Raw genomic sequence first — 26,607 nt, 5'->3', positions numbered from 1 at the left:
CGCATCTTGTCCAGAAGCAGGGCTTTTTTAAATTTTTACAGCGTTAGTCGCGCTTTTCGGCCCACAGGTCGTATTCGTCGGCGTCGGTCACGGTGCACCAGACCTTGTCGCCCGGCTTTAAACCGCTGGCATCGTCGATAAACACGTTACCGTCGATTTCCGGCGCGTCGAAGAAGCAGCGGCCAACCGCGCCTTGCTCGTCGACTTCGTCGATCAGCACTTCGATTTCCTTGCCGATACGCAATTGCAGGCGCGCCGAGCTGATCGCCTGTTGGTGCGCCATGAAACGCTCCCAACGGTCTTGCTTGACGTCGTCCGGCACCACGGCCAGGTCCAGCAGGTTGGCTGGAGCACCTTCCACCGGGGAGTACTGGAAGCAGCCGACGCGATCCAGTTGGGCTTCGGTCAGCCAGTTCAACAGGTACTGGAAGTCTTCTTCGGTTTCGCCGGGGAAGCCGACGATGAAGGTGGAACGGATGATCAGCTCCGGGCAGATCTCGCGCCAGTTCTTGATGCGCGCCAGGGTCTTGTCTTCGAAAGCTGGGCGTTTCATCGCCTTCAGGACTTTCGGGCTGGCGTGCTGGAACGGGATGTCCAGGTACGGCAGGATCTTGCCGGCAGCCATCAACGGGATCAGTTCGTCTACGTGCGGGTACGGGTAAACGTAATGCAGGCGCACCCACACGCCCAGGCTGCTGAGGGCTTCGCAGAGTTCGGTCATACGGGTTTTCACCGGCGCGCCGTTCCAGAAACCGGTACGGTATTTCACGTCGACGCCGTAGGCGCTGGTGTCCTGAGAGATCACCAACAGCTCTTTCACGCCGGATTTGACCAGGCGTTGGGCTTCGTCGAGCACGTCACCGACCGGGCGGCTGACCAGCTTGCCCCGCATCGACGGGATGATGCAGAAGCTGCAGCTGTGGTTGCAGCCTTCGGAAATCTTCAGGTACGCATAGTGGCGCGGGGTCAACTTGATGCCTTGCGGCGGCACCAGGTCGATCAGCGGGTTGTGATCCTGGCGCGGCGGCACTACTTGGTGCACGGCATTGACCACCTGCTCGTACTGCTGCGGACCGGTCACGGCGAGCACGCTCGGGTGCACGTTGCGGATATTGCCTTCTTCCACACCCATGCAGCCGGTCACGATGACCTTGCCGTTTTCCTTGATGGCTTCGCCGATCACTTCCAGGGACTCTGCCTTGGCCGAGTCGATAAAGCCGCAGGTGTTGACCACCACCACGTCGGCGTCCTGGTAAGTGGACACAACGTCATAGCCTTCCATACGCAGTTGCGTGAGGATGCGCTCGGAGTCGACCAGAGCCTTCGGGCAACCCAGGGAAACAAAGCCAACCTTAGGGTTGGCTTTTGCGATGGTGGTGGACATGTCTAACCTCGGTATTGAATGACGCCGCCAGTCGGGCACGACAAGGCGGTGGACGGGCACTTGGTGTGCCTCTGATCAAAAAGTGCGCAATTCTAGCGATGGGCAGCGCACTTGACCAGCTTTATGCGGGGAAATGCGACGAGTGCTCTTTTGCTGGCCGGCGTGTTCTATAAGTGCCCAACGCTTACCTCAAGCTCACCGACTCATTGAAATCACACCCGTCATGTACTGATTCAAATCGCGCAGATCATTAATCCGCCAAGCGAACGGTGGCAGCTTCACACCGTTCTCTCGCAAGGTTTTTGGAATCAGGTCTCCATTGGGTCGAAGTATTATCGACGACACAATTACGCCCGGATAATCCTTAAGTCGTTTCTTGAACGCGGGTGTGGTGAGGTTTGGTGTCGGAGGGTTGCTCTTACTGGCCAAGGGTCCCGTGCCTTTGATGTCCGCTCCGTGGCACATGGCGCATCGCTGTAGGTAGATATTTTTTCCGTTGAGGTTATCCGCGAAGGACAGTGATGTTTGAGCCAGCGATAACACTGCCAGCGAAGCAATAAATACTCTTCTCATAGACGTCCTTGTTGTATCAGCTGGATCTGAATCGAGGGCAAGTTCAGGGCCTGGCGTTGGTGACGGGCAGGGCACGTCCGACCTCTGTATGTGGCCGGTCGCGCACGGCCAGGCAGCGAACCAGTGCTGTAGGCCTCTGTGATCGAAAAGAGCGCGATGCTAGCCACGGGCAATTCACTTGACCAGCTTTATGCAGGGAAATGTGACGAGTGCTGCGCTATGCTTCGCGCCGTTGCGCACGGGTAAAAACCTTGGGTCAATAAAACGTCTGTTACGAGAAGTAAAACAGCGCATGCTAGGGTCAGCTTAGGCGCGTTGTTTATAAGAGACCTCAGGTCAAAGGGCAGGAGTGGTTGATGGGTCACGCGAGTAGTCAGGCAGCAAGTGCCGAGCATTCAAACACCAAGCCGATCGGCATGCTGGTGGCGGCGGTCGGGGTGGTTTACGGCGATATCGGGACCAGTCCGCTCTACACCCTCAAAGAGGTGTTCACCGGAGGGTATGGGGTTCAGGTTAACCATGACGGTGTCTTGGGGATCCTGGCGCTGATCTTCTGGTCGCTGATCTGGGTCGTTTCGATCAAATACATGCTGTTCGTGCTGCGCGCCGACAACCAGGGCGAAGGCGGCATCATGGCCCTGACCGCACTGGCACGTCGGGCAGCGGGGGAACGAAAAAAGCTGCGCAGTTTCCTGGTCGTGTGTGGCCTGTGCGGGGCGGCGCTGTTCTACGGTGACAGCATGATCACCCCGGCGATTTCGGTGTTGTCAGCAGTAGAAGGCCTGGAGCTGGCGTTCGACGGCCTGGAAAAATGGGTTGTGCCGATTGCGTTGGTGGTGCTGGTGGCGCTGTTTCTGATCCAGAAACACGGTACTGATCGCATCGGTAAGCTGTTCGGGCCGGTGATGGTGACCTGGTTCCTGGTGCTGGGCGGGCTGGGTATCTATGGCATCAGCCAGCATCCCGAAGTGCTCAAGGCATTGAACCCGATGTGGGCCGTGCGTTTCTTCGAGGCTCATCCAGGCATTGGCGTTGCCATCCTGGGTGCCGTGGTGCTGGCACTGACTGGCGCCGAAGCGCTGTACGCCGACATGGGCCATTTCGGCCGCAAGCCCATTGCCCGCGCCTGGTTCATCCTGGTGTTGCCGGCGCTGGTGCTCAACTATTTCGGCCAGGGCGCCATGCTGCTGGGCGATCCTGAAGCCGCGCGCAACCCGTTCTATCTGCTGGCGCCGAGCTGGGCGCTGATCCCGCTGGTGGTTCTGTCGACCCTGGCGACGGTGATTGCTTCCCAGGCGGTGATTTCCGGCGCGTTCTCCTTGACTCGCCAGGCGATCCAACTGGGTTACATCCCGCGCATGCACATTCAACACACCTCCAGTGCCGAACAGGGCCAGATCTATATCGGCGCGGTGAACTGGTCGCTGATGGTCGGCGTGATCCTGCTGGTGCTGGGCTTCGAGTCCTCAAACGCACTGGCCTCGGCCTACGGCGTGGCGGTGACGGGCACCATGTTGATGACCACCATCCTCGTCTCGGCGGTGATGTTGCTGCTGTGGAAATGGCCCCCAGTGCTGGCCGTGCCGGTACTGCTCTGCTGCCTGTTGGTGGATGGGCTGTATTTCGCGGCCAACGTACCGAAAATCATCCAGGGCGGCGCCTTCCCGGTGATCGCGGGGATCGTGCTGTTCGTGTTGATGACCACCTGGAAGCGCGGCAAGCAATTACTGGTGGAACGTCTCGACGAAGGCGGCCTGCCGCTGCCGATCTTTATCAGCAGTATTCGCGTGCAGCCGCCCCATCGGGTTCAGGGCACGGCGGTGTTCCTCACCGCGCGGCCCGATGCCGTGCCCCATGCGCTGTTGCACAACCTGCTGCATAACCAGGTATTGCACGAGCAAGTGGTGCTGCTGACGGTGGTCTATGAAGACATCCCGCGCGTCCCGGCGTCGCGTCGTTTCGAGGTGGATTCCTACGGGGAAGGGTTCTTCCGCGTGATCCTGCACTTCGGCTTCACCGACGAGCCGGATGTGCCCGAAGCGCTGAAGTTGTGCCACTTGGATGATCTGGATTTCAGCCCAATGCGCACCACCTACTTCCTCAGTCGCGAGACGGTGATTGCCTCGAAAATCGAAGGCATGGCGCGCTGGCGCGAAGCCTTGTTTGCATTCATGTTGAAGAATGCCAACGGCAACCTGCGCTTCTTCAAACTTCCGGTAAACCGGGTGATCGAGCTGGGCACCCAGGTCGAGATGTAAGTATCTGCAGCAAGGGAGCCGGCAATCGGCTCCCGCTTTCCGTCTGAACCCTGTGCAATCGATCGTTGTCGACTAGGCTCTAAGCACTGTTGAACAGTGCCCATAGAACCCAGAAGAGGTGCGCCATGAGTCAGCTGCTCGAACCCTATACCCTGCGCCAATTGACCCTCCTGAACCGCATTGCCGTCTCGCCGATGTGCCAATACTCCAGTGACGATGGACTGGCCAATGACTGGCATCTGGTGCACCTCGGCAGTCGTGCCGTCGGCGGCGCCGGGCTGATTTTCACCGAGGCCACCGCCGTGACTGCCGATGGCCGCATCACGGCACAGGACTTGGGCTTGTGGAACGACCAACAGATCGAACCGCTGCAACGCATCACCCGTTTTATCGCCGCCCAGGGCGCGGTGGCTGGCATCCAACTGGCCCACGCTGGGCGCAAGGCCAGCACCCATCGGCCGTGGATCGGCAAGCATGGCAGCGTCAAGCCGGAGGACGGTGGTTGGGTACCGGTAGGTCCATCGCCGATTGCCTTTGACCCTCAACACACCCAACCGCGGCAACTGGACGAAGCGCAGATCCAGCAAGTGATCGCTGACTTCGTCGCCGCTGCCAAACGTGCGCTCACCGCGGGTTTCGAGGTGGTGGAAATTCACGCGGCTCACGGTTATCTGTTGCACCAATTCCTGTCACCCATCAGCAATCAGCGGCAGGACCAATACGGCGGCTCCTTTGAAAACCGTATCCGGCTGGTGCTTCAGGTGACCAAGGCCGTGCGTGAAGTCTGGCCCCAGGAGTTGCCGCTGTTCGTACGGGTGTCGGCCACCGACTGGGTGGAGGACGGCTGGAACCCTGATGAAACCGTGGAACTGGCACGCCGCCTCAAAGACCTGGGCGTGGACCTGATCGACGTATCCTCCGGTGGCACCGCCGCCAATGCCGAGATCCCCACCGGGCCGGGCTACCAGACGCGCTTCGCCGAGCGCGTGCGCAAGGAGTCGGGCATCGCCACGGGGACCGTGGGCATGATCACCGAACCGGCTCAGGCCGAGCACATCCTGCGCACTTGCCAGGCCGATATCATCTTCCTGGCTCGTGAACTGCTGCGCGATCCGTACTGGCCGTTGCACGCCGACGATGACTTGGGCGGACGCAAAGCAATCTGGCCGGCTCAGTACCAACGCGCGACCCATCGGGATCAACCGATTCATGAGTCTGACTTGAGGGATTGATCCTTCGCTGACTCCATCTAAACCCACCCTGAGCCGGTGGGTTTTTTTTGCCTGTTGCTGTGGGATGGCGCTGTAGGTATTTGTTACCGAAGTAATTTTTTAAGTGAATACTCTAAAAAAATCCCACACGTAACGAGATTGTTTCTACGCTTAGGGTAAGACCGATTTCTGGCCCAGGGAGTCAGTCTGTTTGTCCACGGAGGCATTGCGCTTCACGGGAGATGGTTGATGGGCGCCGGGAGTATTTGATTGATATCAGGAGAAACAGTCCATGGCCAAGTCCTATGGAGTAGCAGGTTTGGTGGCGTCTTTTTTGACCCGCAGGGTGTCCTTGCGTAGCCGCCGGTTGAGTTTGGATGAGGTCGAGTTGCTGGCGCAGTATCGCGCTCTGAACGAGAGCGATCAGGTGGCGATGCGTTATCTGATTGGGGCGATGAAGAGCGTGTCGCGGTTTTAGAGTCGACGTGGAACGCATGTGGGAGGGAGCAAGCCCCCTCCCACAGTTGAATCAGGTGTACTTGCGCTGGTCCGGTGCCGGCGGGAAGTACTGATACAGCCAGGTTTCACTCAAGGTGCGGTCCTGGGTTCGGATAAACAGGCGCAGCTCCACCGGTTCCACGCTGTCGCTGGTCGGGTACCAGTCGAACAGGATGCGGTAGCCCTTGATGTTATCGAGCACCAGCACGCTGAAGTCTTTCACTTCACCATGGGAGCAAGTCACCACGGGCTCAATCCCTGTGCCTGGCGGTAAACGGTCCAAGCCACCGCCCTTGAAGTCCACGGCAAAACGGCGCGCCCACACGTCCGGGTAATGTTCACCCGGCGCCCAACCTTCGGTAAAACCGCCCATGCCGGAACGGGTCGCGTCGACCTGGGCCAATGGTGTGCTCACCGGTGGCAAGGCGCTCCAGTACAGTTTGTAGCCATAGTTCAGCGATTCACCCGCCGCCACCGGCTTCTTCGGGGTCCAGAAGGCCACGATGTTGTCCAGGGTCTCGCCGGTGGTGGGGATCTCCAACAGGTCGATTGAGCCTTCGCCCCAGGCGGTGGTCGGTTCGACCCACAGGCTTGGGCGCTTGCTGTACCAGTCCACAGTGTCCTGATAGCTGGCGAACTCATGGTCGGTCTGCACCAGGCCAAAGCCTTTCGGGTCTTTGTCGGCGAATGCATTGAATTGCAACTTGGCGGGGTTGTTCAGCGGGCGGCAGATCCACTCGCCGTTGCCGCGCCACATCGCCAGGCGGTCCGAGTCGTGGATTTGCGGGTGGATGGTGTCGCACATCCGGCGCTCGTGGGTGCCGCAGCTGAACATGCTGGTCATAGGGGCAATGCCCAGTTGTTCGATGGCAGTCCGCGCATTGATATGGGCGTCGATCGCCATCACCACTTGGTTGGCCTGGCAGTCGATATCGAAGCGGTAGGCGCCGGTGGCGCTTGGCGAGTCAAGCAGGGCGTAGACCACAAAACGCGTGGCGTCCTTGTCTGGAGTTTCGAACCAGAACTGGGTGAAATCAGGGAATTCTTCGCGTTTTTTGGCGTAGGTGTCGATGGCCAGGCCTCGGGCCGACAGGCCGTATTGGCCGGTGGAATCCACCGCGCGGAAGTAGCTGGCGCCGAGAAACGACAGCACGTCATGGCGGTCCAGCTCCGGTGCCTTGAACAGCTTGAAGCCGGAGAAACCCAGGTCGCCGGTCAGCTGTTTGGTGTCGACGGTGGTTTTTTCATAGTTGAACAGCGAAGGGCGGAAGTGCACTTCACGGGCTTCACGGGTTTTCGGATCAACGCTGTGCATGCGCACCGGTGTCTTGAAACCCATGCCGACGTGGAAAAACTGCACGTCCAACTGGCCGTTCAACTCTTTCCACAGCGAATGCTTGCCGTCGTAGCCAATGGCGTTGAAATTCTGTGGGGTCATGGTCGCCAGAGTCGGCGGCAGCACCTGTTTGGTGTCTTTATACGCGGTTCCGGCGAGTTGCTTGGCCTGGGCTTTCAGTGCGTCGAAATCGAACGCCACGGCCTTGCCGTCGGCGGCACGGTTCCCGGCCCAGGCCTGCGCGGCCAGTAGGCCGCTGGCCGACAAACCGGTGTAAGCCGCAATGGCCATGGACGCTTTGAGCAAATTCCTGCGGTGCATAGAGACAACCTGTCGTGAGCAAATCCCGCGCCGTTCCTGGCACGTGCTGGATCAGAAATAACGGTTCGGACATGCCTTCGGCCAAACGCAACGGACATTAAACAGACGCCGGATAGCTTAAGCGGTTCGATGGTGTAGGAAAAATGATTGATGGCTGTGTGATGGCGTTGCATATGAAACAAGTTGTGTCGTCAGGTGAGTTGCGTACTGTTGTAGTGAGCGGGCTTGCCCCGCGCCGGGGCGCGAAGCGGCCCCCATGAAAACCACACAGGCCGTCTGAAAACGTGCGGCGTTTGGCTTCAGGGCCGCTTTGCAGCCCAGCGCGGGGCAAGCCCGCTCACCACAAGACTTCGTTTAGCCAGACTATTTCGACTTAGCCCACCTCTCTCACTGCCCGAAAAGCCTCATCAATCGCCGCATGGGCGTACGCACTCCACGCCGCATCCGAGTTGGCGATGCTCACATGGCCTACAGGTTTGCGCGCCAGATTCATCAACGCTTCGCTCTCATCTGCGTCATCAAACAAGCTGTTGGAGAAGCTCGCATACCCGTGTGACCAGCGGTTGACCGTGATCGCCAGAATATCCGTCTCGTGCTTGAACCCACCCGGCCCGAGCATGCGTTGCAGTTGGTCACGCAGTTGCGCCTCCAGTTGCTCGAACGTCTGCCCATACAGCTTGCCCCGCCCGGCGCGTGCCTGGTCGCGGGCGTTCATACCGCTGTTGGGGCTGGTGGGCACGTAGACCATGTGCAGGCCAATCGGCTGCGTCGGGTCCCGTGGGTGATCGTAGCCGCCCATGCTCACCGGGTAGTCCAGCTTGATGCGACTGTACGGTTGGGTCGCCGCGTAAATCTCATGCACCCCCAGTTTTTGGAAGGACTGCCAATTGCGGATCACCACCTTGGTGTACAACAGCGGGTATTTCACGTTCTGGCTCAAGGCATGGGCCTGGGGCGCTGGCAGGTCTTTGAGCAGGTACGGAATCATCATGTTGTAGCACGCCAGGATGCAGCGCTTGCCGCGCACCTGTGCGAGCTGGCCGCCGCGGCTGTAGCCGATATGCACACCGCCATCGACGTTACGCACGCTGACGGCGGTGCTGTTCAAGCGCAGCCGTACCGCCGCCTTGGGTTGGTCGAGCCTGGCGTAGTCAAAGGTAGCCAGCACGATGTCGTCCATGGTGTGCCCCGGTGCTACGCCTGGGATCAGACTGCGCACCAGCAACCGCGCCACCGAGGCGTTGCCATCCGGGAAGTGGTAGATGTAGGGCTCTTCCATTTCCGCTGCGGCTTCTTCGCTGATCGGTGCCAGGTTCATGCCCGCAAACCCCGGGAAACCTACGCTATAGGCATCGGCCGCTGCCACGGCATCAATGCTCAGCGCCATGAAGTCATTGGTACGGCTTTGGAAGTACTTCACCGCGCCTTCCGATAACCCTACGTCCTTGAGCAGGAAATTGCGGTAGCTGGTCGCCGCCAGATGGTCGGCCTTTTCTTCGGCAGTCTTACCTGGCAAGTAGTCCTTTGGCGTCATGTGCAGGTCTATCAGCGCCTGGCGATCCTCTGCAGGCAGGGGGAAGTCATTGATGAAGTCGCTGATGGACCGCGCATGCAGTTGGTCCGGCGCAATATCGTCGGCCACCATGGGCGTCGGGTCGCCGGTCACCAGTTTGTCTTCGCCGAAGTTTTCCTTGTCGAAAAACACACCGCGCGACAGGCCCAGGTTGGGGTAGAACTGGCGGTCGAAGGCGGTTTCGAAGCGCTTGATATCAACCCCAAGCTTCTTCAACAGCCCGTTCACTTCCTTGCTGTACAGATGGTTCGGCGACTGCAACGCCTCGCTGCCGCCGTAACCGATGATCATGCGGCCACCGGCCTGGAATTCATTGCGCTTGGCGTGGCCGCCGAAGTCGTCGTGGTTTTCCAGGATCAGGATCTTCGCCTTGGGGTGCTTTTCCCGGTAGAACCATGCCGCCGACAAACCGCTCAAGCCACCCCCGACCACCACCAGGTCGTAATCCTCGGTGATCGGCAATTTCTCGGTGTCGAACACTTTCTTTTCCCAGCCCATCTGGTGAGCCACTTCGAACGAGCCGACATGGCTGCCGCGCAGGCCGGTAAGGGCAGGGGGGTAGTAGCGGCCATCGGGTGCGGCCTGGAGCAGTTGCAGTGGGGTCATGCCTGCGGCAACGGTAATGGCGACGCCGTTGAGGAAGTCGCGGCGGGTGATGTCCATTGGTGGGAACCTGAGATTTTATTGTTGTAGGACCCGGCACCCAAGGTAGGTGCCGGGGAGGCGCTTAATCAGTGCTTGAACATCACATGGCGAACGGTGGTGTAGTCCTCCAGCCCATACATGGACATGTCCTTGCCATAACCCGATAGTTTCTGACCGCCATGGGGCATTTCGCTGACCAGCATGAAGTGGGTATTCACCCATGTGCAGCCATACTGCAACCGCGCGGCCAAACGGTGGGCGCGGCCTACATCGGCGGTCCATACGGACGACGCCAAGCCGTAGTCCGAATCATTGGCCCAGCCCAACACCTGTGCTTCGTCGGTGAACTTAGTCACCGACACCACTGGCCCGAACACCTCGCGGCGCACGATTTCATCGTCCTGCTGTGCATCGGCCAATACCGTCGGCTCAAAGAAGAACCCATTGCCGTCCACCGCCTTGCCACCGGTGACCAGGCGGATATGCGGCTGCGCCACCGCACGCTCGACAAACCCCGCGACGCGGTCGCGGTGCTGTGCGGTGATCAGCGGGCCCAGTTCGGTGGCCGGGTCATCCTGCAAGCCGTATTTGATGCTGGCGACCGCCGCGCCGAGCTTCTCGACAAATGCGTCGTAGATATCCGCTTGGGCGTAAATGCGGCACGCGGCCGTGCAGTCCTGGCCGGCGTTATAGAAGCCAAAGGTGCGAATGCCTTCCACGGCGGCATCGATGTCCGCGTCGTTGAAGATGATCACCGGCGCTTTGCCGCCCAACTCCATGTGCATGCGTTTCACGCTGTCAGCGGTGCTGGAAATGATATTCGCGCCGGTGGCGATGGAGCCGGTCAGCGACACCATGCGCACTTTCGGGTGGTTCACCAGTGGGCTGCCCACGGTCGGCCCACGACCGAACACCAGGTTGAGTACGCCGGCCGGGAAAATCTCCGACGCCAGTTCAACCATGCGCAACGCGGTCAGCGGGGTTTGCTCCGACGGCTTGAGCACCACGGTATTACCGGCGGCCAGGGCCGGGGCGATTTTCCAGGCGACCATCATCAGCGGGTAGTTCCACGGCGCGATGGAGGCGATCACGCCCACCGGGTCGCGGCGGATCATCGAGGTGTGGCCCGGCAGGTATTCACCGCCGGCCGAGCCGCTCATGCAACGGCTGGCGCCGGCGAAGAAGCGGAACACATCGGCAATCGCCGGGATCTCGTCGTTCAGCGCGGCGCTGTAGGGCTTGCCGCAGTTGTCCGATTCCAGCTTGGCCAGCTCTTCGCCGTGGGCTTCGATCGCGTCGGCCAGTTTCAGCAGCAGCAGCGAGCGGTCCTTCGGTGCGGTTTGCGACCAACTTTCGAACGCCGCATCGGCTGCGCGCACAGCGGCGTCGACCTGGGCTTCGCTGGCTTCCTTGATTTCTACCAGTACGCGGCCGAGGGCTGGGTTGAATACGGCTTGGGCAGGGCCTTCGCCTTCGATCAGTTGGCCGTTGATCAGTAATTTGGTTTGCATGGTTCAGCTCTCCACAAACTATTGTTATGTCCTTGAAGCAACCGACTCTAAATGTGGGAGGGGGCTTGCCCCCGATGACAGTCTTTCAGTCACATCATCTACAACTGACCCACCGCTATCGGGAGCAAGCCCCCTCCCACATTTGAGCTCGGTGCCTTCAATAAAAAAGTTATTTACCGCCACTCCCGGCCACGCTTTCACCACCGCGGGTCAGGTAATAGGCACCGAGAATCGGGAACATCGTCACCAGCATCACCAGCATCGCCACCACGTTGGTCACCGGCACATCCCGCGGGCGACTCAATTGGTTGAGCAACCACAGCGGCAAGGTGCGCTCGTGGCCGGCGGTGAAGGTGGTGACGATGATTTCGTCGAACGACAGCGCAAAGGCGAGCATGCCGCCGGCCAGCAGCGCCGAGCCCAGGTTGGGCATGATGATGTAGCGGAAGGTCTGCCAGCCGTCGGCGCCCAGGTCCATCGAGGCTTCGATCAGGCTGTGGGACGTGCGGCGCAAACGGGCGATGACGTTGTTGTAGACGATCACCACGCAGAAGGTCGCGTGGCCGACGATGATGGTGAACATCCCGGGCTCAATGCCCAACGTCTTGAACGTCGCCAGTAACGCGATACCGGTGATGATCCCCGGCAGCGCAATCGGCAGGATCAGCATCAGCGACACGCCTTGCTTGCCAAAGAACTCACGGCGATACAGCGCCGCCGAGGCCAATGTGCCGAGCACCATGGCGATCAGGGTGGCGATGGCTGCGATCTGCAGCGACAACTTGATCGACTCCAGCACGTCCGGCCGGGCGAACGCCACGCTGAACCACTTCAACGTGAAGCCCTGTGGCGGAAAGCTGAACGCTGCCTCTTCGGTATTGAAGGCGTAGAGAAAGATGATCAGGATCGGGAAGTGTAAAAACACCAGGCCGCCCCAGGCTGCGATCTTTAGTCCCAGCGAAGATTTCTCAGAGTGCATCGAAGGCCCCCAGGCGTTTGACGATGGACAGGTAAACCGCAATCAGCACGATGGGCACCAGGGTGAACGCCGCTGCCATGGGCATGTTGCCGATGGCGCCTTGCTGCGCGTAGACCATGCCACCGACGAAGTAGCCCGGCGGGCCCACCAGTTGCGGCACGATGAAATCGCCCAGGGTCAGCGAGAAGGTGAAGATCGACCCGGCGGCAATCCCCGGAATCGACAGTGGCAGAATCACTTGCATAAAAGTCTGTCGCGGCTTGGCGCCCAGATCCGCCGAGGCTTGCAGCAACGACGGCGGCAAACGCTCCAGCGATGCCTGGATCGGCAGGATCATGAACGGCAGCCAGATATAGACGAACACCATGAACCGCCCCAGGTGTGAGGTGCTCAAGGTGCTGCCGCCCACACCGGGAATACCCAGCACGAACTGCAACACCGGCTCCAGGCCCAGGTGCTGCACGAACCACTGCGCTACGCCGCCCTTGGCCAGCAGCAGGGTCCAGGCGTAGGCCTTGACGATGTAGCTGGCCCACATCGGCATCATCACTGCGATGTAAAAGAATGCCTTGGTCTTGCCCGTGGTGTAGCGCGCCATGTAGTAGGCAATCGGGAAGGCCACGATGGCGCTGGCAATCGACACCACAATCGCCATGCTCAAGGTGCGAAGGATGATGTCGAAGTTCGACGGCTGGAACAGTGCGGCGAAGTTGGCCAGGGTCAGGTCCGGCGTGACCGCCATGGTGAAGTCGTCGAAGGTGTAGAAGCCTTGCCACAGCAAGGTCAGCAACGAGCCGAGGTAAATCGCGCCGAACCAGATCAGCGGCGGTATCAACAGCATCGCCAGATACAGGTTGGGCTTGCGGTACAGCAGGTTGGAAAACCTGCGCATCGGTGGTTGGGAGAGGGCCAGGCTCATGTCACACCTCGCCTGCAATGTCGGTCAGCGGTGTCATGGCTTCCCGCGCCCAGCGCGCGGTAATGGACTGGCCGACCTGATGGCCGCTGCTGATATCCAGCCACTGGTTGTTAGCCTGGCTGATGTTCAACGCCTGGCCGTTTTCCAGTTTCAGCTCATAGCGGGTGGCGCTGCCCTGGTACTGGATGTCATGCAGCAGGCCGCTGACTTCCACTTCGCCAGCACCCAGTGGGCCGTCGGCAAACCGCACGTGTTCCGGGCGGATCGAAAATGGCTGCGCGCTGCCGCTGAGGCGCTGGGCCAGCTCGCCGCGAATCACGTTGGAGGTGCCGACGAATTCGGCGACGAATGAGGTAGCCGGTTTCATGTACAGGTTGCGCGGGGTGTCGACTTGTTCGATGCGGCCTTTGTTGAACACTGCCACGCGGTCGGACATCGACAACGCCTCGGTTTGATCGTGGGTCACGAAAATAAAGGTGATGCCCAACTGGCGTTGCAGCTTCTTCAGCTCGCTTTGCATCTGTTCGCGCAGCTTGAGGTCAAGGGCGCCCAAGGGTTCATCGAGCAGCAACACGCGGGGGCGATTGACCAGTGCGCGTGCCAGTGCCACACGCTGGCGCTGACCACCTGAAAGTTGCACCGGCTTACGGTCGCCGTAACCACCGAGGGCGACCATGCCCAAGGCTTCTTCGGCGCGGTTCAGGCGTTCGGCCTTGCCCACGCCTTTGACCTTGAGGCCGTAGGCCACGTTGTCGCGCACATTCATATGGGGGAACAGTGCGTAATCCTGGAACACGGTGTTTACGTCACGCTGATACGGCGGCAAGCCAGCGGCTTCCTCGCCATGAATGCGGATCGAGCCAGCGCTCGGTTGCTCGAACCCGGCGATCAGGCGCAGGCAAGTGGTCTTGCCCGAGCCGGAAGGGCCGAGCATGGAAAAGAACTCGCCGTCCTGGATATCGATGGAAACCCGGTCGACGGCTTTCACTTCGCCGAACTGACGGGAAACGTGGGTGAATTGGACTGCAAGCGTCATGGTGCGGTGCTCCAAAAAGGCGCGGGTCGTCGCAGCGGCCCGGCCTGGACTTCTGAAAAAACAAAACATCTATGAGTGCGGTCAATGTGGGAGGAGGCTTGCTCCCGATGACGGTGTGTCAGGCAACACAGGTTTGTCTGATGTACCGCTATCGTGAGTAAGCCCCCTCCCACAGGGGACCTAGGTCGTTTGGAAGGCCTTACCTGCCGCCCATGATCGCGATGTAATCCTGGGTCCAGCGGCTGTACGGTACGAACTTGCCGCCCTCAGCCTGTGGGGTTTTCCAGAAGGCGATCTTGTCGAACTGGTCGAACCCGTTGGTCTTGCAACCCTCGGCGCCGAGCAGTTCGCTTTCCTTACAAGCCGCAGGCACCGCTGGCAGCGAACCGAACCAGGCGGCGACATCGCCCTGGACCTTCGGCTGCAGCGACCAGTCCATCCACTTGTAGGCGCAGTTCGGGTGCTTGGCCTCGCTGTGCAACATGGTGGTGTCGGCCCAGCCGGTGGCGCCTTCTTTCGGAATGGTCGAGGCAATTGGCTGCTTTTCATTGACCAGCCCGTTGACCTGATACGGCCAGGCGCTGGAGGCCACCACGCCTTCGTTCTTGAAGTCACTCATTTGCACGGTGGTGTCGTGCCAGTAGCGGTGGATCAACGGTTGCTGGGCGCGCAACAGATCGAGCACGGCTTTGTACTGGGTTTCGGTCAGTTCGTATGGGCTCTGGATGCCCAGTTCCGGCTGAGTCGATTTGAGATACAGCGCTGCATCGGCGATGTAGATCGGGCCGTCATAGGCCTGCACGCGGCCTTTGTTCGGCTTGCCGTCCGGCAGGTTCTGGGCGTTGAACAGCACATCCCAGCTGGTGGGCGCGGTCTTGAACACGTTGGTGTTGTACATCAGCACATTCGGGCCCCATTGGTACGGGGTGCCGTAGGTCTGCTGGCCGACCACGTACCACGGCGCGTCTTTAAGGCGTGGGTCGATGTTTTTCCAGTTTGGGATCAGCGAGGTGTTGATCGGCTGCACACGCTTGCCGACGATCAACCGCAGCGACGCATCGCCCGACGCGGTGACCAGGTCATACCCGCCCTTGGCCATCAGGCTGACCATTTCGTCAGAAGTGGCGGCGGTTTTCACATTGACCTTGCAGCCGGTTTCCTTCTCGAAACCAGTGACCCAGTCGTAGGCCTTGTCGCTTTCGCCACGTTCGATATAGCCGGGCCAGGCGACGATATCCAGCTGGCCTTCGCCAGCGCCAATCGCCTTGAGCGGTTCGGCGGCCTGAATGCTGACGCTGGCCAGCAGCGCGGTGGTCAAGGCACTGAGCAGTGCGGTCTTGTGCGCGGACATGGGGGTTCCCTCTTCTTTAATTATGGTCGGGGCAGTTGTGTGCAACCGGTGACGCAAAAGCTTAGTTGTTGTTTTAAAGATGTTGGCCGTGGCGGGCCATGATGTGGCGCACCACGCTGTAGTCCTGTAGCGAATCACTGGACAGATCTTTCCCATACCCCGAGCGCTTCAAGCCGCCGTGGGGCATTTCGCTGACCAGCATGAAATGGCTGTTGATCCAAGTGCAGCCGTATTGCAGGCGTGCGGCTACCTGCATGGCCTTGTCCAGATTCTGGGTCCACACAGAGGAGGCCAGGCCGTATTCGGAGTCATTGGCCCAGTCCACCGCCTGTTCCAGCTCATCGAAGCGGGTCACGGTGACCACTGGACCAAACACTTCGCGCTGCACAATTTCATCGCTCTGTTTACAGCCGGCGAGCAAGGTTGGCTGGTAATAGAAGCCCGCGCCGGAATGCACGGCGGCGCCCGTGACCCGCTCGATATGCGGCTGGCCGAGGGCACGCTCGACAAAACTGGCCACGCGGTCGCGCTGGCGCGTACTGATCAGCGGGCCGAGTTCGTTGTCGGCATCACGCTTGCCGGCAAAGCGCAGGCTGCTGACCGCCGCACCGAGGTCGGCGACCAATTTGTCGTGAATCCCCGCCTGGGCGTAGATGCGGCATGCGGCGGTGCAGTCCTGACCGGCGTTGTAATAACCGTAGGCGCGCACACCCTCGACCACGGCCTGCAGGTCGGCATCGTTACACACGATTACCGGCGCTTTGCCGCCCAGTTCCAAGTGCGTGCGTTTGAGCGTCTTGGACGCGGCTTGCAGGATTTTCTGCCCGGTGACGATATCGCCGGTCAGGGAAACCATGCGCACTTTCGGGTGGCTAACCAGATGACTGCCCACACCTTCACCGCCGCCACAGAGAATGTTGATGACCCCGCGTGGTAACAAGTCCTTCAGCACAGGGGCGAGTGCGAGGATCGACAGCGGCGTATGTTCCGACGGCTTGAACACCAAGGTATTACCGGCAGCCAGCGCCGGGGCGATCTTCCAGGCGGCCATCATCAACGGGTAGTTCCACGGTGCGATGGAGGCGACGACGCCAATTGGATCGCGCCGCACCATGCTGGTGTAGCCCGGCAGGTATTCGCCGCTCAGTTGCCCTGTCTGGCAGCGCACGGCCCCGGCGAAGAAGCGGAACACGTCGACGGTGGCGCTCAAGTCATCCTGACGCGCCAGGTGCAACGGCTTGCCGCAGTTCAGGGATTCCAGGCGGGCCAGGTAATCGGCTTGTTTTTCGATGGCATCAGCGATGCCCAGAAGAATGTTTGAACGCTGTTGCGGCGTGGTCCGCGACCAGCTGGCAAATGCGCGGTGGGCCGCGAGGATGGCTGATTCGACCTGCTCGGTGCTGGCTTCAGCAATTTGGGTAAGCACTTCACCGGTGGCCGGGTTGAGGATCGGCTCGGCGAATCCCTGGCCCTGGACCAGTTCGCCGTCGATCAGCAACGCAGTAAGCAGCGGGGTGGGCGCGCCGGACATTTTTCGCGATCTCTTTTCTTGTGTGGTCATGGGCGTTCTCTTACAAGGCGCCGGACCTTCTCTTATGGATGAACTGAGAGTAGAGGTCAGGCGCGAGGTCAACAAATACTAAATACTGAATGCAGCATTCGATTAAATAGATGGCTTGCGTGGGTGCGGCTGTTCCCGGGCCACGGTGAGGAACGGGTCTACCAGCGCGGGACGCGCGGTGCCTCGGCGCCACGCCAGGCCCACATCGAGGGTCTGGCTGAGGTCGGCGATCGGCCGTGCCTCGATGATGTCGCCCTCCAGGGACCATGGGCGGTAGGTCATGTCTGGCTGAATCGACACGCCCAGTCCTGCCGCCACCAGGCTACGCACTGCCTCCGTCGATGCTGTACGCAGCGTGACGCGGGGTTGCAGGCCTGCGCTGGTCCAAAGGCGCTGGGCGTTTTGGCCCATTTCATCAACATTCAGCTGAATCAACGGCTCGCGCGCGACATCGGCCAGGTTGATGCTGTCGTGCTCCAGCAGCGGGTGCTGCGCCGGCAGCCACAGGCGATGGGGCGAGTGGGTCAGGACTTCTGTCTGAAGGGCGTGGCGGTCTTCGAGGTTGGAGAGGATCAGCACGCCGACGTCGATTTCGCCGCTCACCAGCAAATGCTCGATATAGGGGCGTTCGTCCTCCATCACGCGGATTTCCACATTGGGGTAGGCGCGCTGGAAGCGGGTGAGCAGGTCGGCGAGGTAGTAGCCGGCCACCAGGCTGGTCACGCCGATGATCAATTGCCCGGCCACTTGGTCGGTGCTTTGTTGCAGGCTGCGCTTGGCGTTGTCGACGGTGGCGAGGATCAAGTGCGCCTGGCGCAGGAACTGGTGGCCCTGGTGGGTGAGGGTCATGCCTTTGGCGTGGCGGTTGAACAGGTTTACCCCGATTTCCTGCTCCAATTGCTGGATCGCCAGGGTCAGGGTCGACTGGGAAATAAACGCGGTCTGCGCGGCGGCGGAGATCGAGCCGGTCTCGGCCACGGCGATAAAGTGCCGGATTTGACGCAAGGTCATCATGCTGGAATTACCAGTGGGGTGTTTTTATAGATTTATCCGAGTGTATATCGGTTTTAGCGAACGGCAGTGGCGTTACATCTGGAAGCACTCTAGATCGGGGCTTTTTGGCACTTAGTTTTACGCTGGGGGCCTATTGGTCCTATGAACCCAAGTGTCTGGAGGCTACGAATGAATACCCGTGGATTGCTCGATCAGTTGCTCAAGTCCGGCCAGGACATGCTGCAAAACAAGGCTGGCGGCCAACGCAAGCAGGACGACAAAGGCGCCTTGGGTGGACTGCTTGGCGGCGGAGGGTTGGGCAGCCTGCTTGGCGGTGCCGGTGGCGGCGCCCTGGCAGCCGGTGCCATGGGCTTGTTGATGGGCAACAAGAAGGCGCGCAAATTCGGCGGCAAAGCCCTGACCTACGGTGGGCTGGCCGCATTGGGCGTCATTGCGTACAAGGCCTACGGCAACTGGCAGGCCAATCAAGCCAATGCGCCCAAGGGCGAGCCGCAGACCATCGACCGCCTGCCACCGGCCCAAGTCGAGCAGCACAGCCAAGGCATTCTCAAGGCGCTGGTTGCAGCAGCCAAGGCCGACGGCCATGTGGATGAGCGCGAGCGAGAGCTGATCGAGGGGGAGTTCACCAAGCTGGATAACGACCGCGAGCTGCAAAGCTGGCTGCACGCCGAGCTGAACAAACCTCTGGACCCGGCCGATGTCGCCCGCGCGGCAAGCACCCCGGAAATGGCTGCCGAAATGTATATCGCCAGCGTGATGCTGGTCGACGAAGAAAACTTCATGGAAAAGGCCTATCTGGACGAATTGGCCCGCCAACTGAAACTGGAGCCTGGCTTGAAGCTGGAGCTGGAAAAGCAGGTGCGTCAAGCTACCCTCTGAGCATCTCTGTATAGATAAAGCACCCTGGCTGGCTGAATGCCCCAGGGTGTTTTTGCATTCCATGAGCGCTGCATCAAAACCCATTGATTAATGAGGCCTTCTGCTCAGCTATACTCCCCTCCATTTGAATGGCCCTTCGAGGAATTACTGTGAAGAACTGGACCTTGCGCCAACGCATCCTGGCAAGTTTTGCGGTCATTATCGCCATCATGCTGTTAATGGTTGTGGTCTCCTACTCACGGTTGCTGAAGATCGAAACCAGTCAGGAAGCCGTCCGGGACGATGCGGTACCGGGGGTTTATCTCAGTTCTATGATCCGCAGCGCGTGGGTCGACAGTTACCTTCAGACCATCGACATCATTGGTCTGCGTGAGGATAAAACCTTCACCAATACCGACAAGGCCGACTACAAGGCCTTCGAAGCGCGTATTGAGCAACAGATGGCCAATTACGAAAAAACCGTGCGCAGCCAGGCTGATCGCATGGAGTTCGATAACTTCAAAGCCGCACACATCAATTACAACAAGGTCCTTGAGCAGTTGCTGGACCGCGTCCAGAACAACGACCTGCCCGCTGCACGCGAGTTGCTTGAAGAGCAACTGACGCCGATCTGGATCGAAGGTCGCATGAAGCTCAATGACATTATTACGGAGAACAAAAACGTCTCTGATCGCGCCACCGCGGCGATTGACGACGCCGTTCTGTCGGCCAAGATCAGCATGGGCGTGTCGCTGATCATCGCCATCCTCGCCGCCGGCCTGTGCGGCCTGCTGCTGATGCGCGCGATCATGGCGCCGATGCAGCGCATCGTCGAAATCCTCGACACCATGCGCACTGGCGACCTGAGCAAGCGCCTGAACCTGGAGCGCAAGGACGAATTCAACGCGGTAGAAACCGGCTTCAACGACATGATGACCGAGCTCACCGCTCTGGTTTCCCAGGCGCAACGCTCTTCGGTTCAGGTCACCACCTCAGTGACGGAGATTGCGGCGACCTCCAAGCAGCAGCAGGCCACCGCTACCGAAACTGCCGCGACCACCACCGAGATCGGCGCCACTTCGCGGGAAATCGCCGCAACTTCCAAGGATCTGGTGCGCACCATGACCGAAGTCTCCACCGCTGCCGACCAGGCTTCGGTGGCCGCCGGTTCCGGCCAGCAGGGCCTGGCGCGTATGGAAGAGACCATGCACTCGGTGATGGGGGCCGCCGACCTGGTGAACGCCAAACTGGCGATCCTCAATGAGAAGGCCGGCAACATCAACCAAGTGGTGGTGACCATCGTCAAAGTCGCCGACCAGACCAACCTGTTGTCCCTGAACGCCGCCATCGAAGCGGAAAAAGCCGGTGAATACGGCCGCGGGTTTGCCGTGGTCGCCACCGAAGTGCGTCGTCTGGCCGATCAGACCGCCGTGGCCACTTACGACATCGAGCAGATGGTGCGTGAGATTCAGTCGGCGGTGTCTGCTGGCGTGATGGGCATGGACAAGTTCTCCGAAGAAGTGCGCCGCGGCATGTTCGAAGTGCAGCAAGTGGGCGAGCAACTGTCTCAGATCATCCATCAGGTACAGGCCCTGGCGCCGCGGGTGTTGATGGTCAACGAGGGCATGCAGGCCCAGGCCACCGGCGCCGAGCAGATCAACCACGCGCTGGTGCAGCTGGGTGATGCCAGCAGTCAGACCGTCGAATCCCTGCGCCAAGCCAGCTTTGCCATTGATGAACTGAGCCAGGTTGCGGTGGGTCTGCGCAGCGGCGTGTCGCGTTTCAAAGTCTGATGAGCGACCTCGCGGCTAAACGCGGCGCCGTCCCGGCACCGAAAAAGGCGTTGTTCCTGGTGTTTCACATCGGCAGTGAACGTTATGCCCTTAAGGCCACCGAAGTGGCCGAGGTGCTGCCGCGCCTGCCGCTCAAGCCCATCGCCCATGCACCCTCTTGGGTGGCGGGTATCTTTGCGCATCGCGGAGCGTTGGTGCCGGTCATCGACCTGAGTGCGCTGACCTTCGGTACGGCGGCCCAGGCGCGTACCAGCACGCGGTTGGTGTTGGTCAATTACCAGCCGCAACCCTGGGTTGAGTCTCGCCGGTTGGGGCTGATCCTCGAGCAGGCCACCGATACCCTGCGTTGCGATCCCGCGGAATTTCAGCCCTATGGCCTGGAGAACCCCCAGGCGCGCTATTTGGGGCCGGTGCGTGAGGATGCGTTGGGCCTGATGCAATGGATCGGCGTGAACGACGTGCTCACCGATGACGTGCGCGCCCTGTTGTTTTCTGCCGAGCTGAGCGTATGAGCAACGACCCGCGCTTCTTTGCCTTCCTCAAGGAACGTATCGGCCTGGACGTGGCGTCGGTCGGCGAGGCGATTATCGAGCGCGCCGTGCGCCAGCGCAGCCAGGCCGTGCAGGCGCAGACGCCAGGCGAATACTGGCAGCGCCTGCAAAGCTCCCACGACGAGCAGCAAGCACTGATCGAAGCGGTGATCGTTCCCGAGACGTGGTTTTTCCGTTACCCCGAATCCTTTGCGACCCTGGCTCGGTTGGCGATTGCACGCCTGGCCGAGATCAAGCAGATGCGCGCACTGCGCATCCTCAGCCTGCCGTGCTCCACCGGCGAAGAACCCTATTCGATTGCCATGGCCCTGCTCGATGCCGGCCTGGCGCCGCATCAGTTCAAGGTGCTGGGCTTGGACGTCAGCCCGCTGTCGGTGGAGCGTGCGCGGCGCGGGGTGTATGGAAAAAACTCGTTCCGCGGTAGCGATATTGCCTTTCGCGATCGCCACTTCACTGAACACAGCGACGGGTTCCACATCGCCGACCGCGTGCGCGAACAAGTGCGTCTGCAAGTCGGCAACTTACTGGACCCGACGCTGCTGGCGAACGAGGCGAGCTACGATTTCGTGTTTTGCCGCAACCTTTTGATCTATTTCGACCAGCCGACGCAGAAGCAAGTGTTCGATGTGCTCAAGGGCCTGACCCACGTAGACGGCGTACTGTTTATCGGCCCGGCCGAGGGCAGCCTGCTGGGCCGGCATGGCATGCGTTCGATCGGGGTGCCGCAGTCTTTCGCCTTTAGTCGGCACGCCGAACCTAACCTGCCGGCGCCGGTATTCGTGCCGATACCGAGCCCTCAGCGCAGCGCGGCGCCCATCCCCGTCAAGCCAAGGCCGTTCAGTACCGCGAGCGCCCAGGTGGTGCCGATCAAGCCACCGCCGCCTTCCGACGCGGGTACCTTGCTCAGCCGTATCGCCACCTTGGCCAACGAAGGCAAGAGTGCCGAGGCCCGTGTCGCCTGCGAGCAGTATTTGAACAGCCACCCGCCAGCCGCCCAAGTGTTCTACTGGCTGGGGCTGCTCAGCGATGTGGCCGGCAGCGCCCTGGAGGCTCAGGGGTTTTATCGGAAAGCCTTGTACCTGGAACCTCAGCACCCGCAGGCCTTGATTCACCTGGCCGCGTTGCTCGAATCCCAGGGCGACAGCGCGGGGGCGCGCCGTTTGCAAGCGCGGGCCGCCCGTAGCGAGCGAGCAGACAGTGAGTCCAAACGATGAGTAGCCCCGACGCGCTCGACACCGCCGGCCTGGACCTGACTATGGCCGACACCCAGGCCATCGACGACTGCTGGAACCGGATCGGTATCCACGGCGACAAGTCCTGCCCGCTGCTGGTGGACCATATCCACTGCCGCAACTGTGCGGTGTACTCAGCGGCCGCCACGCGCCTGCTGGATCGCTACGCTCTGCAGCAGGACGACCATCGTCCGGCCGCTGCAGTTGAAGTCGACGAAGAGATCGTCACCCGCTCGTTGCTGATGTTCCGTCTCGGTGAAGAGTGGTTGGGTATCGCCACCCGCTGCCTGGTGGAGGTGGCTCCGTTGCAACCGATTCACTCGCTGCCGCACCAGCGTTCCCGCGCTTTGCTCGGCGTGGCGAACGTGCGGGGGGCGCTGGTGGCGTGCCTGTCTCTGGTGGAGCTGCTCGGCCTGGACAACACCGGTCACGGCGCCAGTGGCGGGCGGATCATGCCGCGTATGTTGATCATCGCCGCGCAGGATGGCCCAGTGGTGGTACCGGTGGACGAAGTGGACGGCATCCATGCCATCGATGAGCGCACCTTGAACGCTGCGTCGGCGCCTGGCTCCCAGGCCAGCGCACGCTTTACTCAGGGCGTGTTGCAATGGAAGGGCCGCAGCCTGCGTTGGCTGGATGAGGCGCAATTGTTGTCCGCCGTGACCCGGAGCCTCACATGACCCCTGACCAGATGCGCGACGCCTCGCTGCTGGAACTGTTCAGCCTGGAAGCCGATGCACAGACCCAGGTACTGAGCGCGGGCCTGCTGGCCCTGGAGCGTAACCCGACCCAGGCCGACCAGCTTGAAGCCTGCATGCGCGCGGCCCATTCGCTCAAGGGCGCGGCGCGGATCGTGGGGGTGGATGCGGGGGTCAGCGTGTCCCACGTCATGGAGGATTGCCTGGTCAGCGCCCAGGAAAGTCGCCTGTACCTGCAACCTGAACACATTGACGCCTTGCTGCAAGGCACCGACCTGCTGATGCGCATCGCCACCCCGGGAAACACCGTGGGGCCAGCGGACATCGACGCTTATGTGGCGTTGATGGAGCGCCTGTTGGATCCGTCGCAGCCCACCGCTAAAGCTGCGCCACCGCCTGTCGTGTCCCAGCCTGCACCCGCGCCGGTCATCGAAGAATTGCCGCCGGAGCCCGAGCCCGCTCCCCCTGTTGCCAGCGATCCGCCGCGTCAGGGCAAGCGCATGACCGAAGGCGGCGAGCGCGTGTTGCGCGTGACCGCCGAGCGCTTGAACAGTCTGCTGGATCTGTCGAGCAAATCCCTGGTGGAAACCCAGCGGCTCAAGCCCTATCTGGCCAGCATGCAGCGCCTCAAACGTATTCAAAGCAATAGCGTGCGCGCCCTGGACACACTGGACGGTCATCTCAAGACTCTGGATCTGAACCTCGAAGCCCAGGAAGCCCTGGCTGATACCCGTCGCCTGCTGAGCGAGGCGCAGGCCTTACTGGCGGAAAAAACTGCCGAGCTGGATGAGTTCGGCTGGCAGGCCGGGCAGCGCGCTCAGGTGCTCTACGACACTGCGCTGGCCTGTCGCATGCGTCCGTTTGCCGATGTGCTGGCCGGGCAGGTGCGTATGGTGCGCGACCTCGGCCGCAGCCTCGGCAAGCAGGTGCGCCTGGAGATCGAGGGCGAAAAGACCCAGGTCGACCGTGATGTGCTGGAAAAGCTCGAAGCGCCGCTCACCCATCTATTGCGCAACGCCGTCGACCACGGGATCGAAATGCCCGACCAGCGCCTGCTGGCCGGCAAACCCGCCGAAGGCTTGATCCGCCTGCGTGCCTCCCATCAGGCCGGTCTACTGGTGCTGGAACTGAGCGACGACGGCAACGGCGTTGACCTGGAGCGCCTGCGCGGGACCATTGTCGACCGGCATCTGTCGACCCTGGAGACCGTGCTGAACCTGAGCGAAGAGGAACTGCTGACGTTCCTGTTCCTGCCGGGTTTCAGCCTGCGCGACAAGGTTACCGAGGTGTCCGGGCGCGGCGTCGGACTGGATGCGGTGCAGCATATGGTCCGCCAGTTGCGCGGCGCGGTGGTGCTGGAGCAGACGGCGGGGCAGGGCAGTCGTTTTCACCTGGAGGTGCCGCTGACCCTTTCGGTGGTGCGCAGCCTGGTGGTGGAAGTTGGCGAAGAAGCCTATGCGTTCCCGCTGGCGCATATCGAACGTATGTGTGACCTGGCCCCCGACGACATTGTGCAACTCGAAGGCCGCCAGCATTTCTGGCACGAGGGCCGGCATGTTGGCCTGGTCGCCGCCAGCCAGCTGTTACAGCGCCCGCCGGGGCAGACCAATGACGAGACCTTGAAGGTGGTGGTGATCCGCGAGCGCGATGCGGTGTACGGTATCGCCGTGGAACGTTTCATCGGCGAGCGTACCCTGGTGGTGTTGCCGCTGGATGACCGCCTGGGCAAGGTCCAGGATATTTCCGCCGGCGCCTTGCTGGATGACGGCTCGGTGGTGTTGATCGTCGATGTGGAAGACATGCTGCGTTCGGTGGACAAGCTGCTCAACACCGGGCGCCTGGAACGCATTGCCCGGCGCAGCCAGCAGGTCACCGAGGCGCCGCGCAAACGCGTACTGGTGGTGGATGACTCGCTCACCGTGCGTGAGTTGCAACGTAAATTGCTGCTTAATCGCGGGTACGAAGTGGCCGTTGCGGTCGACGGTATGGACGGCTGGAACGCCTTACGTTCCGAAGACTTCGACCTGCTGATCACTGACATTGATATGCCTCGCATGGACGGTATTGAATTGGTCACACTCTTGCGCCGTGATACTCGCCTGCAATCGTTGCCGGTGATGGTGGTGTCGTACAAAGACCGTGAAGAGGACCGTCGCCGTGGGTTGGATGCCGGCGCCGATTATTACTTGGCCAAGGCCAGCTTCCACGACGACGCGTTGCTGGACGCCGTCGTGGAGCTGATTGGGGGCGCGCGGTCATGAGGGTTGCGATCGTCAACGACATGCCCCTGGCCGTGGAGGCCTTGCGCCGCGCCTTGAATTTCGAGCCCTCGCACGAGGTGGTGTGGGTGGCCGGCAATGGTCTGGAGGCGGTGCAGCGCTGCGCTGAGTTGACGCCTGACCTGATCCTGATGGATCTGATCATGCCGGTGATGGACGGCGTGGAGGCCACGCGGCAGATCATGGCCGAGACCCCGTGCGCGATCCTGTTGGTGACCGTCGACCGCCAGGCCAATATGAGCCGGGTGTTCGAAGCCATGGGCCACGGCGCCCTGGATGTGGTGGACACGCCCGCACTCGGCGTGGGCAATCCAAAGGATGCGGCGGCACCGCTGCTGCGCAAAATCCTCAACATCGGCTGGCTGATCGGCCAGCGCGGCAGCCGCGTGCGTACCGAAACCACGTCAGCGCGCACCTCCGGAAAACGCCAGAGTTTGGTGGCTATCGGCTCTTCGGCGGGTGGCCCGGCTGCCCTGGAAATCCTGCTCAAGGGTTTACCCCGTGACTTTCCCGCCGCCATCGTGCTGGTGCAGCATGTGGACCAGGTCTTTGCCGCCGGCATGGCCGAATGGCTCAGCAGTGCTTCCGGGCTGCCGGTGCGCCTGGCCCGCGAAGGCGAACCGCCGCAAAGCGGTGTGGTCTTGCTGGCCGGTACCAATCACCACATTCGTCTATTGAAGAACGGCACGCTAGCCTATACCGCAGAGCCGGTGAACGAGATTTACCGGCCTTCGATCGACGTGTTCTTCGAAAGCGTGGCCAGCCACTGGAATGGTGACGCCGTCGGCGTACTGCTGACCGGCATGGGTCGTGACGGGGCTCAGGGCCTTAAGTTATTGCGTGAACAAGGTTATTTGACCATCGCCCAGGATCAGCAGAGCTCGGCGGTGTATGGCATGCCCAAAGCGGCGGCGGCGATTGATGCCGCTGTTGAAATTCGCCCTCTGGACAGAATTGCGCCCCGATTACTGGAGGTCTTTGCACAATGAACATGACCTTGCGCGATGCTGGCTTGCAGGTAGTAAT

The 26,607-nt window shown here is 61.0% G+C and carries 21 protein-coding genes; 10 read left to right on the top strand and 11 right to left on the bottom strand.

What is annotated here, in order from left to right; translation table 11 throughout:
• Positions 1-43: 43 nt before the first annotated feature.
• Together rimO and AB4N82_RS03900 are read right to left on the bottom strand one after the other, a co-directional pair.
• The gene (rimO, locus tag AB4N82_RS03905) at positions 44-1,384 is read right to left on the bottom strand and encodes a 30S ribosomal protein S12 methylthiotransferase RimO (RefSeq protein WP_122764865.1); all 1,341 of its coding nucleotides are present in this window, start codon (positions 1,382-1,384) and stop codon (positions 44-46) included.
• A 195-nt stretch (positions 1,385-1,579) separates the two neighbouring features.
• The gene (locus tag AB4N82_RS03900) at positions 1,580-1,957 is read right to left on the bottom strand and encodes a c-type cytochrome (protein WP_095183977.1); all 378 of its coding nucleotides are present in this window, start codon (positions 1,955-1,957) and stop codon (positions 1,580-1,582) included.
• A gap of 356 nt (positions 1,958-2,313) precedes the next feature.
• Between AB4N82_RS03900 and AB4N82_RS03895 the strand changes: the two genes are divergently transcribed.
• The 3 genes from AB4N82_RS03895 to AB4N82_RS03885 all read left to right on the top strand — a co-directional run bounded on the left by AB4N82_RS03895 (position 2,314) and on the right by AB4N82_RS03885 (position 5,904).
• Positions 2,314-4,215 (top strand): potassium transporter Kup, encoded by a 1,902-nt coding sequence (locus AB4N82_RS03895; protein ID WP_032891749.1) that lies wholly within the window; start codon positions 2,314-2,316, stop codon positions 4,213-4,215.
• Between the two features lie 125 nt (positions 4,216-4,340).
• Positions 4,341-5,447 carry an NADH:flavin oxidoreductase/NADH oxidase gene (locus AB4N82_RS03890; RefSeq protein WP_032891746.1) on the top strand — a complete coding sequence of 369 codons (1,107 nt, stop codon included), beginning with the start codon at positions 4,341-4,343 and terminating at the stop codon, positions 5,445-5,447.
• A gap of 271 nt (positions 5,448-5,718) precedes the next feature.
• Positions 5,719-5,904 carry a hypothetical protein gene (locus AB4N82_RS03885; protein ID WP_032891743.1) on the top strand — a complete coding sequence of 62 codons (186 nt, stop codon included), beginning with the start codon at positions 5,719-5,721 and terminating at the stop codon, positions 5,902-5,904.
• A 51-nt stretch (positions 5,905-5,955) separates the two neighbouring features.
• Here AB4N82_RS03885 and AB4N82_RS03880 read toward each other — a convergent pair whose 3' ends face one another.
• From AB4N82_RS03880 to AB4N82_RS03840, 9 genes are all read right to left on the bottom strand, one after another.
• Positions 5,956-7,581 (bottom strand): glucan biosynthesis protein D, encoded by a 1,626-nt coding sequence (locus AB4N82_RS03880; protein WP_032891741.1) that lies wholly within the window; start codon positions 7,579-7,581, stop codon positions 5,956-5,958.
• 373 nt (positions 7,582-7,954) lie between these two features.
• Positions 7,955-9,817 carry a flavin monoamine oxidase family protein gene (locus AB4N82_RS03875; protein ID WP_460104445.1) on the bottom strand — a complete coding sequence of 621 codons (1,863 nt, stop codon included), beginning with the start codon at positions 9,815-9,817 and terminating at the stop codon, positions 7,955-7,957.
• Between the two features lie 68 nt (positions 9,818-9,885).
• A complete protein-coding gene (locus tag AB4N82_RS03870) occupies positions 9,886-11,310 on the bottom strand; it encodes a gamma-aminobutyraldehyde dehydrogenase (RefSeq protein WP_122752561.1) in 1,425 nt (474 codons plus the stop codon).
• 169 nt (positions 11,311-11,479) lie between these two features.
• Positions 11,480-12,289 carry an ABC transporter permease gene (locus AB4N82_RS03865; protein WP_032891735.1) on the bottom strand — a complete coding sequence of 270 codons (810 nt, stop codon included), beginning with the start codon at positions 12,287-12,289 and terminating at the stop codon, positions 11,480-11,482.
• Entirely contained in the window at positions 12,279-13,208 is a 930-nt protein-coding gene (locus AB4N82_RS03860; protein ID WP_032891733.1) for an ABC transporter permease, read from the bottom strand. The genes AB4N82_RS03865 and AB4N82_RS03860 overlap by 11 nt, the downstream gene beginning before the upstream one ends.
• A 1-nt stretch (position 13,209) precedes the next feature.
• The gene (locus AB4N82_RS03855) at positions 13,210-14,244 is read right to left on the bottom strand and encodes an ABC transporter ATP-binding protein (RefSeq protein ID WP_095183981.1); all 1,035 of its coding nucleotides are present in this window, start codon (positions 14,242-14,244) and stop codon (positions 13,210-13,212) included.
• Positions 14,245-14,443: 199 nt separating this feature from the next.
• Positions 14,444-15,595: a putative ABC transporter substrate-binding protein YdcS gene (ydcS, locus tag AB4N82_RS03850; RefSeq protein WP_095183982.1), complete on the bottom strand. Its 1,152-nt coding sequence runs from the start codon at positions 15,593-15,595 to the stop codon at positions 14,444-14,446.
• Between the two features lie 73 nt (positions 15,596-15,668).
• Positions 15,669-17,126, bottom strand: coding sequence for a gamma-aminobutyraldehyde dehydrogenase (locus AB4N82_RS03845; RefSeq protein ID WP_032891730.1), 1,458 nt, complete (start codon positions 17,124-17,126; stop codon positions 15,669-15,671).
• Between the two features lie 132 nt (positions 17,127-17,258).
• The gene (locus AB4N82_RS03840) at positions 17,259-18,170 is read right to left on the bottom strand and encodes a LysR family transcriptional regulator (protein WP_032891728.1); all 912 of its coding nucleotides are present in this window, start codon (positions 18,168-18,170) and stop codon (positions 17,259-17,261) included.
• A 168-nt stretch (positions 18,171-18,338) separates the two neighbouring features.
• Between AB4N82_RS03840 and AB4N82_RS03835 the strand changes: the two genes are divergently transcribed.
• The 7 genes from AB4N82_RS03835 (at position 18,339) to cheB (ending at position 26,570) form a co-directional block, all read left to right on the top strand.
• Complete coding sequence (locus AB4N82_RS03835) at positions 18,339-19,049, top strand: tellurite resistance TerB family protein (protein WP_122752562.1); 711 nt, start codon at positions 18,339-18,341, stop codon at positions 19,047-19,049.
• A gap of 149 nt (positions 19,050-19,198) precedes the next feature.
• The gene (locus AB4N82_RS03830; RefSeq protein ID WP_032891725.1) at positions 19,199-20,821 is read left to right on the top strand and encodes a methyl-accepting chemotaxis protein; all 1,623 of its coding nucleotides are present in this window, start codon (positions 19,199-19,201) and stop codon (positions 20,819-20,821) included.
• Positions 20,821-21,333: a chemotaxis protein CheW gene (locus tag AB4N82_RS03825; protein WP_122755680.1), complete on the top strand. Its 513-nt coding sequence runs from the start codon at positions 20,821-20,823 to the stop codon at positions 21,331-21,333. Before AB4N82_RS03830 ends, AB4N82_RS03825 begins: the two co-directional genes overlap by 1 nt.
• Positions 21,330-22,586: a CheR family methyltransferase gene (locus AB4N82_RS03820; RefSeq protein WP_032891723.1), complete on the top strand. Its 1,257-nt coding sequence runs from the start codon at positions 21,330-21,332 to the stop codon at positions 22,584-22,586. Before AB4N82_RS03825 ends, AB4N82_RS03820 begins: the two co-directional genes overlap by 4 nt.
• Positions 22,583-23,284: a chemotaxis protein CheW gene (locus AB4N82_RS03815; protein WP_032891722.1), complete on the top strand. Its 702-nt coding sequence runs from the start codon at positions 22,583-22,585 to the stop codon at positions 23,282-23,284. The genes AB4N82_RS03820 and AB4N82_RS03815 overlap by 4 nt, the downstream gene beginning before the upstream one ends.
• The gene (locus AB4N82_RS03810; protein WP_122680275.1) at positions 23,281-25,563 is read left to right on the top strand and encodes a hybrid sensor histidine kinase/response regulator; all 2,283 of its coding nucleotides are present in this window, start codon (positions 23,281-23,283) and stop codon (positions 25,561-25,563) included. Before AB4N82_RS03815 ends, AB4N82_RS03810 begins: the two co-directional genes overlap by 4 nt.
• Positions 25,560-26,570, top strand: coding sequence for a chemotaxis response regulator protein-glutamate methylesterase (gene cheB / locus AB4N82_RS03805; RefSeq protein ID WP_032891720.1), 1,011 nt, complete (start codon positions 25,560-25,562; stop codon positions 26,568-26,570). The genes AB4N82_RS03810 and cheB overlap by 4 nt, the downstream gene beginning before the upstream one ends.
• Positions 26,571-26,607 lie beyond the last annotated feature (37 nt).

The sequence above is a fragment of the Pseudomonas sp. H1_D04 genome, from assembly GCF_054683855.1.
The sequence above is the reverse complement of the archived record's forward strand: the minus strand, read 5'-3'. Positions and strand labels throughout refer to the sequence as shown.

Excerpts from the sequence above, each read along its gene's own strand:
- AB4N82_RS03900 (WP_095183977.1), bottom strand. The coding sequence starts at position 1,957 with ATGAGAAGAGTATTTATTGCTTCGCTGGCAGTGTTATCGCTGGCTCAA.
- AB4N82_RS03825 (WP_122755680.1), top strand. The coding sequence starts at position 20,821 with ATGAGCGACCTCGCGGCTAAACGCGGCGCCGTCCCGGCACCGAAAAAG.
- AB4N82_RS03890 (WP_032891746.1), top strand. The coding sequence starts at position 4,341 with ATGAGTCAGCTGCTCGAACCCTATACCCTGCGCCAATTGACCCTCCTG.
- AB4N82_RS03875 (WP_460104445.1), bottom strand. The coding sequence starts at position 9,817 with ATGGACATCACCCGCCGCGACTTCCTCAACGGCGTCGCCATTACCGTT.
- AB4N82_RS03810 (WP_122680275.1), top strand. The coding sequence starts at position 23,281 with ATGACCCCTGACCAGATGCGCGACGCCTCGCTGCTGGAACTGTTCAGC.
- rimO (WP_122764865.1), bottom strand. The coding sequence starts at position 1,384 with ATGTCCACCACCATCGCAAAAGCCAACCCTAAGGTTGGCTTTGTTTCC.
- AB4N82_RS03815 (WP_032891722.1), top strand. The coding sequence starts at position 22,583 with ATGAGTAGCCCCGACGCGCTCGACACCGCCGGCCTGGACCTGACTATG.
- AB4N82_RS03885 (WP_032891743.1), top strand. The coding sequence starts at position 5,719 with ATGGCCAAGTCCTATGGAGTAGCAGGTTTGGTGGCGTCTTTTTTGACC.
- AB4N82_RS03820 (WP_032891723.1), top strand. The coding sequence starts at position 21,330 with ATGAGCAACGACCCGCGCTTCTTTGCCTTCCTCAAGGAACGTATCGGC.
- AB4N82_RS03855 (WP_095183981.1), bottom strand. The coding sequence starts at position 14,244 with ATGACGCTTGCAGTCCAATTCACCCACGTTTCCCGTCAGTTCGGCGAA.
- AB4N82_RS03845 (WP_032891730.1), bottom strand. The coding sequence starts at position 17,126 with ATGTCCGGCGCGCCCACCCCGCTGCTTACTGCGTTGCTGATCGACGGC.
- AB4N82_RS03895 (WP_032891749.1), top strand. The coding sequence starts at position 2,314 with ATGGGTCACGCGAGTAGTCAGGCAGCAAGTGCCGAGCATTCAAACACC.
- AB4N82_RS03860 (WP_032891733.1), bottom strand. The coding sequence starts at position 13,208 with ATGAGCCTGGCCCTCTCCCAACCACCGATGCGCAGGTTTTCCAACCTG.
- ydcS (WP_095183982.1), bottom strand. The coding sequence starts at position 15,595 with ATGTCCGCGCACAAGACCGCACTGCTCAGTGCCTTGACCACCGCGCTG.
- AB4N82_RS03865 (WP_032891735.1), bottom strand. The coding sequence starts at position 12,289 with ATGCACTCTGAGAAATCTTCGCTGGGACTAAAGATCGCAGCCTGGGGC.
- cheB (WP_032891720.1), top strand. The coding sequence starts at position 25,560 with ATGAGGGTTGCGATCGTCAACGACATGCCCCTGGCCGTGGAGGCCTTG.
- AB4N82_RS03835 (WP_122752562.1), top strand. The coding sequence starts at position 18,339 with ATGAATACCCGTGGATTGCTCGATCAGTTGCTCAAGTCCGGCCAGGAC.
- AB4N82_RS03880 (WP_032891741.1), bottom strand. The coding sequence starts at position 7,581 with ATGCACCGCAGGAATTTGCTCAAAGCGTCCATGGCCATTGCGGCTTAC.
- AB4N82_RS03870 (WP_122752561.1), bottom strand. The coding sequence starts at position 11,310 with ATGCAAACCAAATTACTGATCAACGGCCAACTGATCGAAGGCGAAGGC.
- AB4N82_RS03840 (WP_032891728.1), bottom strand. The coding sequence starts at position 18,170 with ATGATGACCTTGCGTCAAATCCGGCACTTTATCGCCGTGGCCGAGACC.